The following is a 17,339-nucleotide window of genomic DNA, read 5'->3' on the forward strand; positions in this document are numbered from 1 at the left end:
ATTGGATACTTTAAAATATTGTTAGGATTAAATCATGAAAAAAATAGTATGTGCATTGGTTGGTTTGGGTTTTGTTGGCTTAGCGAATGCAGCAGGATATGGCATTGTTGATATTGAAAAAGTGGTTGAAAGTAGTACCTATTTAAAACAGCAAAATGCAAGTCTAGAGCAAACGATTAAACCTGAATCAGCTAAACTTGAGAAAATTTCTCAAGAGATCCAAGCATTACAGCAACAAGCGCAAGCAAAAGGTGCAAATCCAGAGCAAATTCAGAAACAATATCAAGCAAAAGTGACTGAATATCAGTCAATTCAACAGTCTGTACAAGCGAAAGTACAAACTACGATTCAAAACACCAACAAGACTTTTGAAACGCGTGTGAAACAAGCTGCTGAACAATTGCGCCAAGAAAATGCTTTAGATATGGTTTTGAATAAAAATTCAGCTTTAGCCTATGACGCAAAGAATGATTTAACTGCTAAAATGATTCAAAAGGTTAATGCAATTAAATAATCAATGACATCTCATCCATCTCATCTCGATGAATTAGCTCAACTTGTTCAAGGAGAGCTAATTGGTCAATCTGATCTTGTTCTGAACGGTTTAGCAAGTTTGGAACAAGCACAATCCAAGCATATTTCTTTTGTTAACGGCGAAAAATATTTGCAAGAAGCACAAGCATCTCAAGCTGGTGCTTTGATTGTAACATCTGCCTTAAAAGCACAACTCAGTAATCATCATAATTTTATTGTGGTGGATAATCCTTACTTAGCATTTGCAATTTTAACCCATCATTTTGAGGATAAAGTACTCAAACGTGGGATTGAAGTCACAGCGCAAATTGCTGATTCAGCCATTATTTCGGATCAGGCTTACATTGGTCATTATGTGGTGATTGGTGAGAACTGTGTAGTGGGGGATAATACAGTAATTCAGTCGCATGTTCGTCTCGATGATCATGTTGAAATTGGGCAGGATTGTTTCATTGATGCGCATGTCACCATTACAGGGAAATCTAAAATTGGGAATCGTGTACGCATTCATGCCAATACTGTAATTGGTGGTGAGGGTTTTGGTTTTGCGCCTTATCAAGGTAAATGGAATCGAATAGTACAATTGGGTTCAGTTCAAATTGGAAATGATGTACGCATTGGTTCAAATTGCAGTATAGATCGTGGTGCTTTAGATGATACGATTTTGAAAGATGGTGTCATCATTGATAACCTTGTGCAAATAGCACATAACGTTGTGATTGGTGAAAATACTGCACTTGCTGCAAAATGTGGTATCGCTGGTAGTACCATTATTGGCAAAAACTGTATCTTTGCAGGGGGGGTTGGTGTTGTAGGTCACATTAAAATCGCGGATAATGTGACGATTACAGGAATGTCAATGGTGACAAAAACTATTTCTGAGGCGGGTTCTTATTCTTCAGGTACGGGACAGTTTGAAACAAACCAGTGGAAACGGACGGTTGTTCGCCTGCGACAATTAGCAGATGTGCCATTGACCAAGATAGTCAAACAGCTAGATCATATGCAGGCTCAAATTGAGCAACTTGAATCAACTTTAAAATCGCGTAAATAATTATGACTGAGTCTAAATCTCTACCTTTTACGGTTCCTGAATTACCAATGCAAACCCAAACGATCCGTGAGTATTTGCCACATCGTTATCCATTTTTGCTTGTAGACCGTGTAACTGAAGTAACGGAAAATGGCATTGTTGGTTACAAAAATGTATCTATCAATGAAGAATTTATGCAAGGTCATTTCCCTGGCTATCCAATTATGCCAGGTGTATTGATCGTAGAAGCGATGGCACAAGTTTCAGGTGTATTAGGTTTTATCATGAATGATGAAAAGCCTCAGCCTGGTTCTTTATTCTTATTTGCGGGCGCTGAGAAAGTCCGTTTTAAGAAACAAGTCGTTCCTGGTGATCAACTTGTGTTAAAATCTGAGTTACTCATGCAAAAACGCGGCATTTACAAATATTTATGTACTGCTAGTGTGGACGGCATAGTCGCAGCAACCGCTGAAATTATCATTTCTCATCAAAAATTAGAGCAGGCATGAGCAACACAAATCTCATTCATTCAACCGCTATTATTGACTCTACTGCACAGATTGCGCCTGATGTAGAAATTGGACCGTATTGTATTATTGGACCACAAGTCAGTATTGATTCAGGGACAAAGCTTCACTCACATGTCGTTGTGGGGGGCTTTACCCGTATTGGTAAAGACAATGAAATTTTCCAATTTGCGAGTGTTGGCGAAGTATGTCAGGACTTAAAATATCAAGGTGAAGAAACTTGGTTGGAAATTGGTGATTCAAATAAAATTCGTGAACACTGTAGTTTACATCGTGGTACGGTACAAGATCACGGTTTAACTAAAGTCGGTAGTCATAATTTACTCATGGTAAATACTCATGTAGCACATGATTGCCAAATTGGTGATCATAATATTTTTGCCAATAATGTGGGTATAGCAGGGCATGTTCACATTGCAGATTATGTCATTGTGGGTGGAAACTCAGGTATCCATCAATTCTGTAAGATTGATGCTTATAGCATGATTGGTGGTGCCTCTTTGATTTTAAAAGATGTTCCTGCTTATGTGATGGTTTCGGGTAATCCTGCACATGCTTTTGGTATGAATGTGGAAGGTATGCGTCGTAAGGGATGGTCTAAAAATGTGATTCAAGGCTTACGCGAAGCATTTAAATTGATCTATAAAGAAAATTTAACGACTGAGCAAGCGATTGCAAAAATCACAGCAGAGATTCTACCTGAAGTTGCTGAAGCACAATTGTTGTTAGACTCTTTAATTGAGTCCAAGCGTGGTATTGTGCGTTGAGTTAATCCATAAGTCATCATAAAAAGACATCCTTGGTGATGTCTTTTTTATTGCTAGAAAAATGGTTTAACTATTTTTTAAATAATGAGCTTCTTCTGAGTCAGGAAATGTCGACAATAATTTGTTTTTGTATACATTTGCTGTTTGTGGGTTTTTATTCACTTCTGTTGCAATGCTATAAAGGCGGTATAAAGCACGTGGCGCTTTAGATGAATTGCTGTATTTGGCTGCAACAACTTCATAATTTTTTTTAGCTTCTTCGTAATTTGGTGGTTCAATTGCTAAATTAAATTCTGCTAACCAAAAGTAAGCATTACCTGTATATACGCCATTTGGATTGTTTTTAATAAAATTTTGCATAGGTGCAATGGCTTTTTGAGCACCCCCTTGTTTGTATGCATCTAAGGCAATGGTATAAGCCGCTTTTTCAAGCTCAACAGCATTGCTGCTATTTGTCGTATCTTCTGGTTTGGATTGGACAGTGTTTTGCGAGTTTGCTGTAGTCGCAATCGGTGTTTGAGTAGTTGAATCTTTTGGTGTAGTGGTTGGGGCAGGCTGTGTTGAGTCCTGTCCATCTGGTGTGGTTGTATCAGGATGGCTTTCATCTGTTGCATCAGCATCTGCTTCTAATTTTTGTGCCATGAGCTCTAAGCGTTGATCTAAGTCTGTATAACGGTTAGACAGTTCTTTATTAAGTTGTTCAATGGCATTGTCTTGTTCTTCAATCTTACCGCGTAGTTCGCGGATTTGGTTTTCTAATTGTTGATTTTTTTGAATTAAATCCCAATTCATATTTCCTGTGATCGGGGTAGATGAGCCAGAAATACCGACATCAGTATTTTGATTGCTCAAACCTCGTGATTCAATTGGGATAGCATACAATGTCGCAGAACTTAAAAGTGCGAGAGAAAAGAGCGCATGCTTTTTTAGCATAATGTTAAATCCATAAAAGTAACTTTATTGACTTTAATTTCTTATTCGGAAATTGGTCATATCATTCGAGAATGGGTTTTATTTAAAACGGCTCAGCACTGAAATGCAAGTTACTTTTACAATGTTCTAGCATTTCTTTAAAAATGTCTTTACTTCCTCATGAATATAGAAGAAATTTTGTGGTTTTTTTGAATTTATGCCGCTGTTTTTATTGGAATTGCTGAGAGATTAATCAAACAGTCGCAAAAATGCTTAAAAGTAGATATCTCTACTTGCAAGAAATTTAAAAATCTCTATACTCTGTTCTTGCAATGGTAGCCCTGCTGGTGGCTTCGCAATTGTACTCTGAGAACCCCGCCAGGACCGGAAGGTAGCAACGGTATCAGAAATACGATGTGCCGAGGTTTTGCTAGTAGGGTTGCCACCAGATTTTAAAATAATAATTTTATATTTGCTCAACTTTTTTATTTCAGTTATTTAATTTTACCCATCAAAATCATCTGTTTTTCGGCTAATTGCTTTCATAATCACATCCATTTCAAAACCACGATATTGCAAAAATCGAATTTGTTTGGCTTTGATTTTTGGGTCTTTACTGACCTCTGTACCGTATTTTTTGACTTTCAGTTGATACGCTTGCTCATACCAGTCAATTTCTTTTAAATCTTCGGTGACTAGGGTGTTATCTAAATGTTTGCTGCGTAAAGCCATTTTGATACGGTTTGGACCTTTGCCTTGACGAATTTGACTGCGTACTGTCATTTCAGCAACACGTTGATCACTTTGATAATTCTCTTCAGCTAATTCTTCTACTAAAGCAATGACTTCCTCTCGATTGGCTGCATAGAGACATAGTTTTTCAATCAAATCTGCTTTTGAATATTCTCTACGTGTTAATTTCGCAAATGCATAAGAGCGTAGGCGAGAGCCTGTTAAGCCTTGCGTTTTTGCTTGGCGTTCTTGTTCGAAGTTGAGCGCATCTTCGTTGGAGCGGGTTGTATGGTTTGTAGAGGGCTCATCGGAAAATTGTTGTTTCAATGCTTCATAATTCAGCATTTTAGGAAATTTAGGAGATGACATAGTCGTAGAGAGATTTTTAACCTTAATTAAAATAGTGTATTTCTATTTTAATCTGTTTACTGGATATTCCAAAATTGAATTATTTAGGCTTGTCATAACAAAAACGCCCAAAGTTGGGCGTTTCATTGTGAGATCGATTACTTGATTAAGCATCTAAAAATTCAGGCTCGATTTCATCATCTTCTGATACGGGTGCTGCATTGGTTGTGGTGAGTAATTTTTCACGAATCAATGTTTCAATCGCAGCCGCCATTTCAGGATTTTCTTCCATATGGCGAATGGCGTTATTTTTACCTTGACCAATTTTTTCACCTTGATAAGAATACCAAGCACCTGCTTTGTTGACTATGTCTTGTGCAACAGCAAGATCAATCAATTCACCCAGATGGTTAACGCCTTTACCATATAAGATTTGGAACACTGCTTCACGGAAAGGAGGTGCCATTTTGTTTTTGACCACTTTCACACGTGTTTCTGAACCAATGATTTCATCACCTTCTTTGACTTGACCAATACGGCGAATATCCAAACGTACAGAAGCGTAGAATTTTAATGCATTACCACCTGTTGTGGTTTCAGGGCTACCAAACATCACACCAATCTTCATACGAATTTGGTTAATAAAGATCACCATACAGTTTGAACGTTTAGCATTACCTGTGATTTTACGTAATGCTTGGCTCATCAAACGTGCTTGTAAGCCCATGTGTGAGTCGCCCATTTCGCCTTCAATTTCAGCTTTTGGTGTTAAGGCTGCAACGGAGTCGACCACGATCATGTCAATCGCGCCAGAGCGGACTAGCATATCTGCAATTTCAAGTGCTTGTTCACCGTGGTCAGGCTGTGATACCAGTAGGTTGTCAATATCTACGCCAAGTTTACGTGCATATTGTGGGTCGAGTGCATGCTCGGCATCAATAAAAGCACATGTACCACCTGCTTTTTGGCATTGTGCAATCGCTTGTAAAGTCATGGTAGTTTTACCCGAAGACTCAGGACCATAAATTTCAACAATACGACCTTTAGGTAGACCACCGATACCGAGTGCAATATCAAGGGTTAAAGAACCTGTTGATACAGACTCGACTGCTTGTACAGTGTTGTCACCTAAACGCATGACTGTATTTTTACCAAATTGTTTTTCAATTTGACTTAACGCAGCATTCAGCGCTTTACTTTTGTTATCATCCATCTTGAAACCTCAAAACAATATAAATTCACTATTCACTAAAGTGGATGTCTTTAAATTTGATCTTCGTCCACAAACGCAATAGTGACAGAAAAATAATTTGCCATCTACATTAAACCACGTTATTACGACATAGAGTGTCGCATAGGTGGTTTGCTTTTATTCATCATGATATGACCAATTTTGCTCATAACCTGCATCATTTTCTTGTCGAAACCTACTGATGTCTCGACGGTCTTTTTTACTTGGCCGATGCTCAGGTCGTGCAAGATTATGCAATTTTCTTTGGGTTGAAATCAATTCCCGTCGAGCAATACTGACTTCAGTTTCTTCGTACAAGAGTTGAGCAGCGGGTGCACCGCCACGAACATTGGATAGTGCTTTAACCACCACGGTTTTACGATCAAAACCTTGTTGAATAGTGAGCTCCATGCCAATGCGGATTTCTTTCGAAACTTTAATCCGTTCACCTTCATGATGTACTTTACCGCCTTCGATTGCTGCTTTGGCAATGGAGCGAGTTTTAAAGAAACGAGCAGCCCAGAGCCATTTGTCAGCACGTACACTGTCAGTTGCTAGAGCGTCTTGATCTTTACGGTTTTTAGGCTGTTTTGACATCGACATCCTTACTTTGATATTGCGCCAATAATGGCAATAATTCAGTTAAATGTTGAATCGCTGGATACTGTAACTCTAAAGGATTACGTGCAGCTTTTAAACTAGAAGGTTGGGTAATGGTAATTAAATTTGCAATCCCAAATTTTTTGGCACCTTCAAGTACAGGTGCTGTATCATCAATCATAAATGCATGTTGTGGATCGAAAGGATATTTTTCTTGTAATTGTTGCCAAAATTCGACAAATTCTTTGGAATATCCAAACTCTTGACTACTAACAATGACTTCAAAATAGGGAGCAATGTCGACATTGTCCAATTTTAATTTTAAACCTGCAGTGTCAGCATTGGTCAGCAACCAACAGCGATAACCTTGTGCTTTTAGCTGTTCAAGTAATTCGATACAACCAAAACGAGGTTGAATTTTATCTTTAAAATCATATTGTAATTTTAGAACATCGACCCCAACTTTTTCACTCCAATAACGTGATGAGTACCATAAAATAGTATGTTTATGCTCTTGATAAAATTCAAACAAAGTCGCTTTGCTTTGTTCTAATGAACATTGATGGGTTTGAGCATGACGTTCAGGTAATTTTTGATTCCAAATCAAATCATCAAATGCAAGGTCAAGAAGAGTTCCATCCATATCGAACATCAGGATTGGCTGCATAATTTAACTACCTTTTATTTTTAAAATACAATGAAAGCCTGAAATAGATCATGATTCATTGATTTTTAAGAAATAAATCAAAACTAAAAATTTTGACATATTGATCAATTTGAATGATGTTATACACGTTTCAAAAAGTATGTACAAATTTGTGAACCTATTTTAGGTCGGATTTTGTATTAAATTATAGCGCTAAATGTGAATTGGTCGAAAAAAATCTAAAAATCTAAATTTTTATTTCTCTCAATTTTTCAGGTAATCTTGAGGTGCATCTATAATTATCTACACTTGAGCAATTTTATTCACGATGCTTTTAATAAAGGCAAAGATGAAATATCGATTTCTACATGATTTTGAGGAATGAATATGCGCTGGCAAGATATATTGCATGTGGTGAAAGAATTCTTAGTGCGCAGCCGTAAACAGCAACATTCAACAGGCATTGCAACCGCTACAGATGCTGATTCTAGCCAAATTGCAGTCGCAACAGACATGGTTCAGCGTCAAGTAAGTGCCCATGGGCGAGAGCTGATTTGTAGTTTTGAAGGCTTGGAATTGACTGCATATGATGATGGTACAGGTTGTTGGACGATTGGTTATGGTACAACCCGCTATCCTGATCAAACTGCTGTGAAAGCATTTGATACCTGTAGTCTTGATGATGCAAAACGCTATATGCAGCATGATTTAAAAAAATTTGAAAATGCAGTCAATCGGGCTGTAAAGGTCAATTTAAATCAACATCAGTTTGATGCCTTGGTTTCTTTAACCTATAACATTGGGATTGCAGCATTTCAAAATTCGACTTTGTTGCGTTATTTAAATGCAGCAGATCATCAAAAAGCTGCTGAGCAGTTTGAGGTTTGGGTCTATGCAGGAGGAAAGAGAATGCAAGGCTTGATTCGTCGTAGAGCTGCAGAAAGAGCATTATTTGAGAAAAGATCGTAAATTTATTATTGCAAGTTGAATTGGAAAATGCATTGAACGTCAATTCATCGATAAATTGTTACTCTTAAAATATGGATGTCATTTTTTGATGTTAAAATATACCGTTTAAAAAATGTCATTTAAAAAAGCAGGTAGGTTGCACACAATGTTTATTACCACCCAAGCACCACAAGATGAACAAATTCTGAATTTAACTCCAATTTTGGCACATGCAAGCCAAATTTTATTGGATGAATATGAGGCATATTGTGCTGGGCGTGATTTTAGTATTGATGAAAAAGCAGATCACTCACCTGTAACTCAAGCAGATTTAAAAGTAAATGCCTATTTATTAGAACAATTGGCTCTTTTAACTCCAGATATTCCTGTGATTTCGGAGGAAAGTGATCACTCTGAACGTCAGGCGTGGGGTGTGTGCTGGATGCTTGATCCTTTGGATGGGACTAAAGAGTTTATTCATGAACGTGATGAATTTACGATTAATTTAAGTTTGATCCAAAATCATCAAACGATATTTTCCATTATTGCTGTGCCGACTGAGCAAGTGATGTATGTAGGTTATCTAACTGAATTACCTTATAAATACTCATTTAGCCAAAAAGTATGGGAACGTTATAGTAAGTTTAAAGATGTTGAAACTGATGCGATTCAGGTGGGATTGAGCCACAGTAGTAAAAACCCAAAATATCAGCAATATATTGATTATATTGAGCAAGAACATCCAGTCATCAAACGTGAAGCAGGTAGTGCTTATAAGTTTTGTATGATGCTAGAAGGTGAAATTGACATTTATCCGCGTTTTCATCCTACGTCGGAATGGGATACGAGTGCGGGTCAAGGTTTACTTGAAAGCATTGGCGGTGGTTTAGTGAGTTTAAAGGCACAAGCTTTTACGTATAATCAGCGTAAAACAGTATTAAATGATGGTTTTATCGCCTTTAGAGATAAGGAAAATCAAAAAATAGCATTAGATGCGCTAAGTAACGTGACGTTATGAGATTGAGAGTTTTTTTCGGCATGGTATAGTAGCGAAGAGCTAAAAAATAAACTGAGTCTGTATGGCGCTTGAGTTATTGCCGAAAAGCATGTTGAAAGCAATAGATTTATTGCCTGACCCGAAAATTCCTGTGACTTTGTTTACACGCCATTCGATTCGTGAGATGGTGAGTGGGCAAGGTTTAGCGGGTTATGATTTGCAATTGACATCACAAGGTCGTGATTTGGCACAAGCTTGGGGTTCATATTTAACGGATCATACAGACCGTGTAATCCAGCATTGCATTTCAAGTCCGATTCAACGCTGTGTGGATACGGCTGCATTAATGATTGAGGGGGCTGATTTATCTAGTCCAGATCATAATACCCATCATATTGAAATCGTTGAACAAGGTTTATTGGTTGAGCCGGGAAGTTTTGTTTTAGATATTCAAAAAGCTGCGCCGTATTTTCAAAAACAAGGTGCATTAGGTTTTATTAATAGTTTTGTGAACAATGCTTTGCCAGGCATGAAACATCCGATTTCGGGTGTAGTTGATGTTCTAGAGCTCATTTATAACACACATCCACGCAATGCACAGGGTTTAAGTCTAGCTGTGAGTCATGACACGATCTTAGCGGCGATTATTGCTGTGATCTCAGGGCGTCATCAGGTGGACAAAGCAGATTGGCCACAGATGATGGAAGGTCTGTTTGTGTGGTTTGAGGGTGATCATTTTGAAGATTGTGATTTGAGATGGATTTGGCGTGGTGAAGTGAATAAATTATCAATTCGGGATTTTCAAAAGCTGGAAAATTAAGTCTCAATGTTGAGATGAGATAAAGCGATCTTAAAATTTATACAAATGAGAATTTTATCGCCAAAATTAATCATGAATTAAGCAATATTTCGAGTGAATAGATCAAGTCAGTATTAAATACTGACTTTGATTTGCCAAGCGTCTGTTTTTATTGGGGTAAATGTAATTTCACAATCCACAAATTTTTGAATCATCTCCGCTTGAGTTTTGCTATGTTCGCTGATGACTTGTGCAGTAAATACGCCACCTTGACCTAATGCTAATGGTAGTAACAATTGGTCAGTCAGATATTCATCCGCAATTGCATCAGCATTTAAATAAGCCTTTACTTCTTTAGCTAGATCACTTGCAACTTTTTCAGCACTTTTTTTCATTTCACCTAAAGCAGAAAATACTTGTTGGTGATGTTCATAATTCAGTACCACAAAAGCCGTATTTCCCTGACTGATACCTTGAAAATTTAAACGCTTACGCTCAGTTAAATCTAATTTGTTATTCAGTACTTCAAGTTCACGGTCTGCAATACTTACAGGGATATTTAAAGCAGAGGCGTAGGCAATGGTATCTAATACTTTACCACGATCTTGCGCTATATATTTAGTTTGCTCTGTCCAAGGATAAATCGTTGCATTGATCTGACCTGCGCCAATTGGGAAAAAGCCTGCACGCTCACATTCAAAATCTACTGTAATACCTATTTTTTGCAAGCTTGGCAGGAAACAATGCTCAATAAAATCAGCCGTTGGCGCCATTGGGTTATGCGTTCCGCCGTGTATACTAATTTGACTGGATTCACTTTGCATCATCAGGGCAGGGAGCAAAGTTTGTAAAACTAGAATTGTGCTACCTGCTGAACCGATGTGAAAATCGTACTTTCCTGCTTGGACTTGTTGAGGCTTGAAATATAATCTTTGTGAATGTAATTCAGCACCTTCAACCGTTGCATTGCTGACGCGTTGTGACGCTTGCACGCAGACTAAGTGCTGGCGCATTAACCCCGGTTTTTTACGTCCTGCACGGATGTTCACAAGTTCAAATGGAATGCCTGTTAGCATGGAAAGTGAAAGGGCTGTACGGAGGATTTGTCCGCCACCTTCGCCTTGTGAGCCATCGATTTGAATGGTTTGGTTTTTTAATTGGGTGTTCATAAATTGCTCTATAAGCTTGTCTTTTTCAGAATTTCTAAAGTACCAAATATTAGATTTTCATCAGGAAAATTTTGCTTTGAATGTTCGCGAACTGCGAATACAAATGAAAATATTGCAGATCTTGTCAGTTGGAGGACATGAATTAGACTTTTTTGGAATTCATACTCATTGACAAAAGTTATTTTATTTTTAAAACCTTGATAGCTATCATAAATGTCAGATGCAGAATCATTTTTATGAATGATCATCAAATCATGTTCAAGGAGATTTCGCCATTTTTTATAAAATGAAAGTTCACCAGTATTGTTTTTAGATGAATTTAAATCATTTGCTATACTATATAGGGCTACTAATCCTGGATTTTTGATATTTTTAAAAAATTCTATTCTTTCAGGATTTTTATTCCAAAAATTATGAAAGTAGATTAATTCTCTATTTTCTTTTTTTAGGTTTAATAAATCAAAAATCGCAATACCTATTTTATCTAATATACCAAAGCAAATTCTAAAAGCCGTTCTACTTCGTTCAATATTTAATCCCAATATTTCATCATTAAAAAGTTCTGAAAAAGCTTGTTCATTATCAATTTCTGTCCATTCTGTATTATGTAATGATTCATAATACAAATGACGCGCAAAGCCAAATTCTGATTTTAATCTATTAAGAACTAGTTCCATGCTTGCGATCTGATTGTCACCTACAGTGTTTTCAAAAATCGTAAGATTATCTTTATCGCTAGCACTACATTTACAGTAAAGTCCATGCTCAGTTAAACTGAGAAAACTATCAAGACACCATTGTCTATATCTACTCAGATTTTTGTATTCTAAATGGGTCTGTATTTCATCATCTAAATCTATCTCTAAATGATCTTGGGATAACTCTAAGATTTGTTTTTCTAGCAGATCTACGCGATATTTATAATATTCATGCCAAATCTTAGGAACTTCACTTGATTGTGAGGCTTGTACATAACCTGTTTTAATTTCTTTTAGCATATTAATAGATAAGGATGTAGTCATCTTATTAAGCATAATCAGAGATTCACTTCTATTGATCCATGCTTGTGGAATGTCTTTACCTTTTTTATTTACTCTATCGTAATATTGAAGTGCTTCAACAATTCGATATTGAGACTTTAGTGAGTTTGCTAAATTTACAAGATATTCATCAGGAACAGTTTTATATTCATTAAGAGTGCTTTTATAGGCTTTCCAATACATTGTTTTGGCATGATTTAATTTATCTATATTTTGAAAATTAACATTGCTAAGGGTATTTTCTTCAGGTTTATGTATATTGTTTAAAGCATTTGCATAGAAATAATAAAAAATATGTTTTTTATCTTGTTCATAGTATTCAAAATTGTCTTCTAAAATTTTCAATCCTTTACTAGAGGATTCTGAGTTTTTTCCTAAATGACCAATATCTACGAATAAACCTGATACTTCAAATAAATAATCAAAGTATTGCTTATTTTTCATAAGGCGATTAATTCTAGTGAAAATTTTATTAGCTTGCGTGTATGCTTGATCGAATTCGCCTTGATCAATTAATTTTGACGTATTATTTAAATCATTTTTTATATCTATTAACATCATTAGAAACATCTCTGTAAAGTGAACATACTGTCAGTACATGGTTGTGCTAAGTTAGGAGTAACTTTGCTTTCGCAAAGGTTTTCCTTGTACAAGGTGATGGGTTGAAATGTGCTTAAATTTTTAAGCTAACCCGCTCGCTCTGCAAGCCACTACACATTATTTTCAATCCCATGTTGTGGAAGTAGGGGATCTTGCACTCGCCCAGTATGTTCGGGTTTATTCTAAAACAATAAATTGCTTTAGAAAAAGGATGAAATATATTGTCAGTACGTGGTTATGCCGTGTGAAGTATTACTTCGCCTTGCAAAGGTTTAAAGGATGATGTGTGATGGATTGATTAGTGCGTTGCCGCATAAATCCACTTTGCTCATTACCCAAAAATGTTGCTGACTTTTATTTCAATCTATACAGCCTTAGATCTTGTACTCGCCCAATATATTTCGGATTTGATATAGCGAGCTATATCAAAACTTTGAAATTGTTTTAATCGTATTAAACCTCAAGCAAATCCACTTGCCAGTTGGTCGCTTGAATCAATACATTTAGATCACGCAGTTTGGCGCTGATATCATCCGCTTGTTTTTGTAATGATGATACTGGAATCACTTTATGCCATTTAATCTCACGTGTGCTATAACGATCAGGTTCACGATGTGTATTGCTAATCGCAGAGCTTAAGATTTTATGACGTTCTACAACTTCATCACGTTGTGTCAATAAAGCCAACAACGAACGACCATCATTCAGTTTTGCTAAAGCATTGGTTTGGTGGATAGCCAAAACCAACTTTTGTGATTCCTGAGTTAAGGCAAATACTTGCTTTAATAACTCATTTGGATCTTCAGATGGTTCATCACCATCTTGTACCAATACGTTTGCATTGATCCGTTGTTTGAGTGAAGCGAGTTTCTTTTGTTGATCGCTTCGTAATAATAATGCTTCTGCAAGTTTCATATTCTTATCCTTCTTTTAAGATTCTAAATGAATGTGTAAATAGTACAGTTTGTCTATATCTGTCCAAACATATTGGTAATTAGGACCGCCTTCGTCAGGGCAATTGGGATTGAGCCCAATTTTTCCTATAATTTCACAGATATTTTTCGCTTGAACAGTATTGATCTGATTCAAATATTCCTTAAATATTTTTAAATTTAAGTCTTCAGGAAAAATTTCTAATTTCTCATTTAAGTCAGCGATAACGCCATTAATATTCTGAACTAATATTTCACGATTAGATTCTTGGAATATTGTATTGCCTATCCAACTTGGAGAAGAATGATTCCTGTTTGAAGTATATTTTAAGATAAAACTTAATAATTCATCATAGCTATACGAGTTTTCAGCATCTATGTAACTAAACTTTACATAGCTTGCTTGCCAAGTTGAGCAAAATAGATGAACAAAACTATCCGTATAAAGCTCATTGCAATCGGAATTTACTATTTTCTCGGAATTAAATATAAATGTTGTCATTTTTCCATCTGCTATGTATTCGCTTCAAAAGTTATTAGCAATTGAATATCGTTACTGTGAATATAAAGATGTTGCCAATGCTGACAGTATGGATTGAATTGCCAAGGAGGGCTGATATAACCCTGCTTAGCAAATTCAATTTCACCCATCAAATTTTCAATTTTGTTGAATAGACTTTGATAAATTTCCGAAAATTGATTGATGTTTAGTGTGGGAAATAAATTTTTGTAGAAAAATTCATGAATCGCATCTGTCCAATTAAGTGACTCCATTTCAAAAATCCAATCAGTATGATGTTGAAAATTTGATGGCTGTTTTATATTTAATTTTTTGCATTTTTGATAAAAAAACGCTTTGAAATTATCCTCAAACGATTTGTCTTTGGAAAAATTTAATTGTTCAATATAACAATCAAATTCAGGACCTGTATATGATGTACGTAAAGCATTTGTTGCGGTACATAAACCATTCAAGAACTCATTAAACTTTTCTATTTCAAATGCAAAATTCATAATAATTAACCTTTTACACAAACAACCTGATTTAGCGTATAAACCACTTCCACCAAATCACTTTGCGCTTTCATCACATCTTCAATCGGCTTATAAGCAGACGGAATCTCATCAATCACGGCTTCATCCTTACGGCATTCCACACCTTGAGTTTGCTCAATCTGATCTTGCACAGTAAACAACTTCTTGGCAGCAGTACGGCTATGCACACGACCTGCACCATGCGAACATGAACAGAAAGATTCCTGATTTCCCTTACCTTTTACAATAAAAGACTTCGCACCCATCGAACCTGGAATAATTCCATACTCACCCAAACGCGCACGTACAGCGCCTTTACGAGTCACAAGAACTTCCTGACCGAAATGTTCTTCCTTATCCACATAATTATGATGACAATTCACTGCTTCAACTTTGGCATTAAATGGTTTGTTAATAATAATTCGTAAAGCCTGAACCGCAGCTTCCATCATTAACTCACGGTTTTTCATGGCAAAACGTTGCGCCCAACCCACAGCAAACCAATAATCATCAAAATGCTCAGTGCCTTCAACCAAATAAGCTAAGTCTTTATCAGGCAAGTTAATGAAATGCTTCTGCATATCTTTACGTGCAAGCTCGATAAAATGGTTTCCTATTGCATTTCCAACCCCACGAGAACCCGAATGCAACATAATCCAAACCTGTTGATGTTCATCCAGACAGATTTCGACAAAGTGGTTTCCAGTTCCCAGAGTCCCTAACTGTTTATGGTTATTGGTATTTTTTAAACGTGGATGCTTGGCACAGATATATTCAAAATCAGTGACCAATTCAGCCCATGCCTGATCTACACGTTCAGTTGGCGTATCCCAAGATCCACGGTCACGTCCTTTCTTGGTCATTCCATGCGGAATTAAACGTTCTAGCTCAGTACGTAGAGCGTGTAAATTATCAGGTAAATCAGACGCAGTCAGTGACGTACGTGCTGCCATCATTCCACATCCGATATCGACACCCACCGCAGCAGGGATAATCGCGCCTTTGGTTGGAATCACACTTCCAATGGTTGCTCCAATTCCAACATGGACATCAGGCATCACCGCCATCCATTTATAAATAAATGGCATTTGCGCGGTTTTTAACAGTTGATCTTTCGATTTCTCATCGACAGGGACACCTTTGGTCCACATTTTAATTGGAACGCCTTTTGCGTCCTGAATAATGTTATAAGCGCGTTCATTTGCAGCTTGTTTTTCAATTTGTTCTATTACTGACATAGTCATCACTTTTTCCTTTCTCTAAACCTGCCTGCCAAGCGGTTGCAGGCAGGTGAATTGTTGTTATACATCTCATGATGTATGTAATGTATATTGCTAAGAGTGTGCCAAATTTGATTTTATTTGGAATTTAATTTTTAAGTAATTGATATTTAATAATTTAAAAATATTTATTTTATTTTTAGATTTTTTAGTACGATTTTATTTTCTTTGATAATATATAAAAATATATAGTTAAATATAAGAATAGATATTTTAAAATTAACCACTGCATAGAAAATCCATGCCAAATTTGGCATGGATTTAAGTTATAGGAAAATATTGTCGCTAAGGTTTTTGATTGATCTTGAGATAGTGCTGTTCAAGATGAATATCCAAGCGTTCTGCCAATGGATCATCATCTAAAACCTGACGATGCCCAATCAGCAATTTCATATCGGCTGTTTTGCGCTTTTTACTTGGTGGTTTTTCATGATAGGCATGGCATTTTTTATACCAATGATACGTGGTTAAATAATAACTTTTGATGCGAAGTTGCTCTAAAGCAAGATCGAGATCGTCATCTTTAACGTGGACTTTGATGCTCATAAATCGTGTTTTACAGACTGACACCTGTCTCTTGTAATGAAACAAAAAAGAAAAGAATAGGTTTATTGACCTACGGCAAAAGTATTGCCTGTACGTTGATGTTGTTGCTTTAAATCAATTTTATGCCAAAAATTAGGATGAGGTGTAGGTGGTGTGCATAGTGCAAAATGGCTTTGTGCCTGACTGATCAGGCGTTTCATTTTACGTTTTTTGCGCTTTAAAATGGCAGCTTGCTCATAAAAGCCTTGGCGCTTTTTATACCAACGGGTGGCTTGTAAGAAATATTGTTTTTGCTGTAATTGATGTAGCGCGACTTCAATATTGTTATCTGTAACAATAACTTGTATAGACATGATTTGCGTTTTAAAGACTGACACCTGTCTTTGTTTTTGAGTTGAGATATTAAATTAACAAATTGTTTATTTTTTAACAAGGTTTAATTTTTGAAATTGCTTTTATGATCATCTTAATTTGATATTTTAAAATCATTATTTTTTAATTGCTAAAATAAACAACAGGATATAAACAAAGTTGCGAAGACAATCGTGGCTCTACCTACTGAGCTACTGTTTCATTGATTTAAAAGGGCTTTGTTGCACAAACCTATCTGTAAAGGCTTTTTCAGCGATATAATTTTCAAATGAAGAAGCCTACACACAAAAT

At 36.3% G+C, this 17,339-nt stretch carries 20 protein-coding genes and 1 other RNA gene; 8 read left to right on the forward strand and 13 right to left on the reverse strand.

Annotation, left to right across the window (positions count from 1 at the left end; genetic code table 11):
• Positions 1-34 precede the first annotated feature (34 nt).
• The 4 genes from HX129_RS02465 to lpxA are packed head-to-tail and all read left to right on the forward strand — an operon-like array spanning position 35 to position 2,861.
• Positions 35-514 (forward strand): OmpH/Skp family outer membrane protein, encoded by a 480-nt coding sequence (locus HX129_RS02465; protein ID WP_130073831.1) that lies wholly within the window; start codon positions 35-37, stop codon positions 512-514.
• A 3-nt stretch (positions 515-517) separates the two neighbouring features.
• A complete protein-coding gene (gene lpxD, locus HX129_RS02470) occupies positions 518-1,588 on the forward strand; it encodes a UDP-3-O-(3-hydroxymyristoyl)glucosamine N-acyltransferase (RefSeq protein WP_130073830.1) in 1,071 nt (356 codons plus the stop codon).
• A gap of 2 nt (positions 1,589-1,590) precedes the next feature.
• Positions 1,591-2,076 (forward strand): 3-hydroxyacyl-ACP dehydratase FabZ, encoded by a 486-nt coding sequence (fabZ, locus tag HX129_RS02475; protein ID WP_130073829.1) that lies wholly within the window; start codon positions 1,591-1,593, stop codon positions 2,074-2,076.
• Complete coding sequence (lpxA, locus tag HX129_RS02480) at positions 2,073-2,861, forward strand: acyl-ACP--UDP-N-acetylglucosamine O-acyltransferase (protein WP_130073828.1); 789 nt, start codon at positions 2,073-2,075, stop codon at positions 2,859-2,861. Before fabZ ends, lpxA begins: the two co-directional genes overlap by 4 nt.
• Before the next feature lie 66 nt (positions 2,862-2,927).
• Here the strand turns inward: lpxA and HX129_RS02485 are convergent, their stop codons facing one another.
• Positions 2,928-3,797, reverse strand: coding sequence for a YbgF trimerization domain-containing protein (locus HX129_RS02485; RefSeq protein ID WP_227554805.1), 870 nt, complete (start codon positions 3,795-3,797; stop codon positions 2,928-2,930).
• Between the two features lie 318 nt (positions 3,798-4,115).
• On the opposite strand from HX129_RS02485, the gene ffs reads away from it, so the two are divergent.
• Positions 4,116-4,212: signal recognition particle sRNA small type (gene ffs, locus HX129_RS02490), an RNA gene on the forward strand.
• Positions 4,213-4,277: 65 nt separating this feature from the next.
• Here ffs and HX129_RS02495 read toward each other — a convergent pair.
• From HX129_RS02495 to HX129_RS02510, 4 genes are all read right to left on the reverse strand, one after another.
• Positions 4,278-4,874, reverse strand: coding sequence for a regulatory protein RecX (locus HX129_RS02495; protein WP_174492866.1), 597 nt, complete (start codon positions 4,872-4,874; stop codon positions 4,278-4,280).
• A gap of 145 nt (positions 4,875-5,019) precedes the next feature.
• Positions 5,020-6,066 (reverse strand): recombinase RecA, encoded by a 1,047-nt coding sequence (gene recA, locus HX129_RS02500; protein WP_130073825.1) that lies wholly within the window; start codon positions 6,064-6,066, stop codon positions 5,020-5,022.
• Positions 6,067-6,222: 156 nt separating this feature from the next.
• Positions 6,223-6,681, reverse strand: coding sequence for an RNA-binding S4 domain-containing protein (locus tag HX129_RS02505; protein WP_130073824.1), 459 nt, complete (start codon positions 6,679-6,681; stop codon positions 6,223-6,225).
• Positions 6,665-7,351 carry an HAD-IA family hydrolase gene (locus tag HX129_RS02510; protein WP_130073823.1) on the reverse strand — a complete coding sequence of 229 codons (687 nt, stop codon included), beginning with the start codon at positions 7,349-7,351 and terminating at the stop codon, positions 6,665-6,667. The genes HX129_RS02505 and HX129_RS02510 overlap by 17 nt, the downstream gene beginning before the upstream one ends.
• Positions 7,352-7,717: 366 nt before the next feature.
• On the opposite strand from HX129_RS02510, the gene HX129_RS02515 reads away from it, so the two are divergent.
• The 3 genes from HX129_RS02515 (at position 7,718) to HX129_RS02525 (ending at position 10,095) form a co-directional block, all read left to right on the forward strand.
• Positions 7,718-8,299: a lysozyme gene (locus HX129_RS02515; RefSeq protein ID WP_286433260.1), complete on the forward strand. Its 582-nt coding sequence runs from the start codon at positions 7,718-7,720 to the stop codon at positions 8,297-8,299.
• A 145-nt stretch (positions 8,300-8,444) separates the two neighbouring features.
• The gene (locus HX129_RS02520) at positions 8,445-9,296 is read left to right on the forward strand and encodes a 3'(2'),5'-bisphosphate nucleotidase CysQ family protein (protein WP_180046683.1); all 852 of its coding nucleotides are present in this window, start codon (positions 8,445-8,447) and stop codon (positions 9,294-9,296) included.
• Positions 9,297-9,357: 61 nt separating this feature from the next.
• On the forward strand, positions 9,358-10,095 hold the full coding sequence (locus tag HX129_RS02525) for a histidine phosphatase family protein (protein ID WP_130073820.1): 738 nt from the start codon (positions 9,358-9,360) through the stop codon (positions 10,093-10,095).
• Positions 10,096-10,208: 113 nt separating this feature from the next.
• Here the strand turns inward: HX129_RS02525 and rtcA are convergent, their stop codons facing one another.
• From rtcA to HX129_RS02565, 8 genes are all read right to left on the reverse strand, one after another.
• A complete protein-coding gene (rtcA, locus tag HX129_RS02530) occupies positions 10,209-11,243 on the reverse strand; it encodes an RNA 3'-terminal phosphate cyclase (RefSeq protein WP_286433259.1) in 1,035 nt (344 codons plus the stop codon).
• Positions 11,244-11,251: 8 nt separating this feature from the next.
• The gene (locus HX129_RS02535; RefSeq protein ID WP_286433258.1) at positions 11,252-12,844 is read right to left on the reverse strand and encodes an LA2681 family HEPN domain-containing protein; all 1,593 of its coding nucleotides are present in this window, start codon (positions 12,842-12,844) and stop codon (positions 11,252-11,254) included.
• Between the two features lie 492 nt (positions 12,845-13,336).
• Positions 13,337-13,798: a DIP1984 family protein gene (locus HX129_RS02540; protein WP_286433257.1), complete on the reverse strand. Its 462-nt coding sequence runs from the start codon at positions 13,796-13,798 to the stop codon at positions 13,337-13,339.
• 15 nt (positions 13,799-13,813) lie between these two features.
• Complete coding sequence (locus tag HX129_RS02545; protein ID WP_286433256.1) at positions 13,814-14,317, reverse strand: hypothetical protein; 504 nt, start codon at positions 14,315-14,317, stop codon at positions 13,814-13,816.
• Between the two features lie 11 nt (positions 14,318-14,328).
• Positions 14,329-14,829: a hypothetical protein gene (locus tag HX129_RS02550; RefSeq protein ID WP_286433255.1), complete on the reverse strand. Its 501-nt coding sequence runs from the start codon at positions 14,827-14,829 to the stop codon at positions 14,329-14,331.
• Positions 14,830-14,834: 5 nt separating this feature from the next.
• Positions 14,835-16,088 carry an RtcB family protein gene (locus HX129_RS02555; RefSeq protein ID WP_286433450.1) on the reverse strand — a complete coding sequence of 418 codons (1,254 nt, stop codon included), beginning with the start codon at positions 16,086-16,088 and terminating at the stop codon, positions 14,835-14,837.
• 327 nt (positions 16,089-16,415) lie between these two features.
• Positions 16,416-16,676, reverse strand: a complete 261-nt coding sequence (locus HX129_RS02560; protein WP_286433254.1) for a hypothetical protein — start codon at positions 16,674-16,676, stop codon at positions 16,416-16,418.
• Between the two features lie 62 nt (positions 16,677-16,738).
• Positions 16,739-17,029, reverse strand: a complete 291-nt coding sequence (locus tag HX129_RS02565) for a hypothetical protein (protein ID WP_286433253.1) — start codon at positions 17,027-17,029, stop codon at positions 16,739-16,741.
• Positions 17,030-17,339: the final 310 nt, after the last annotated feature.

The sequence above is a fragment of the Acinetobacter sp. 251-1 genome, from assembly GCF_030329305.1.
Classification (GTDB): Bacteria; Pseudomonadota; Gammaproteobacteria; order Pseudomonadales; family Moraxellaceae; genus Acinetobacter; species Acinetobacter piscicola_A.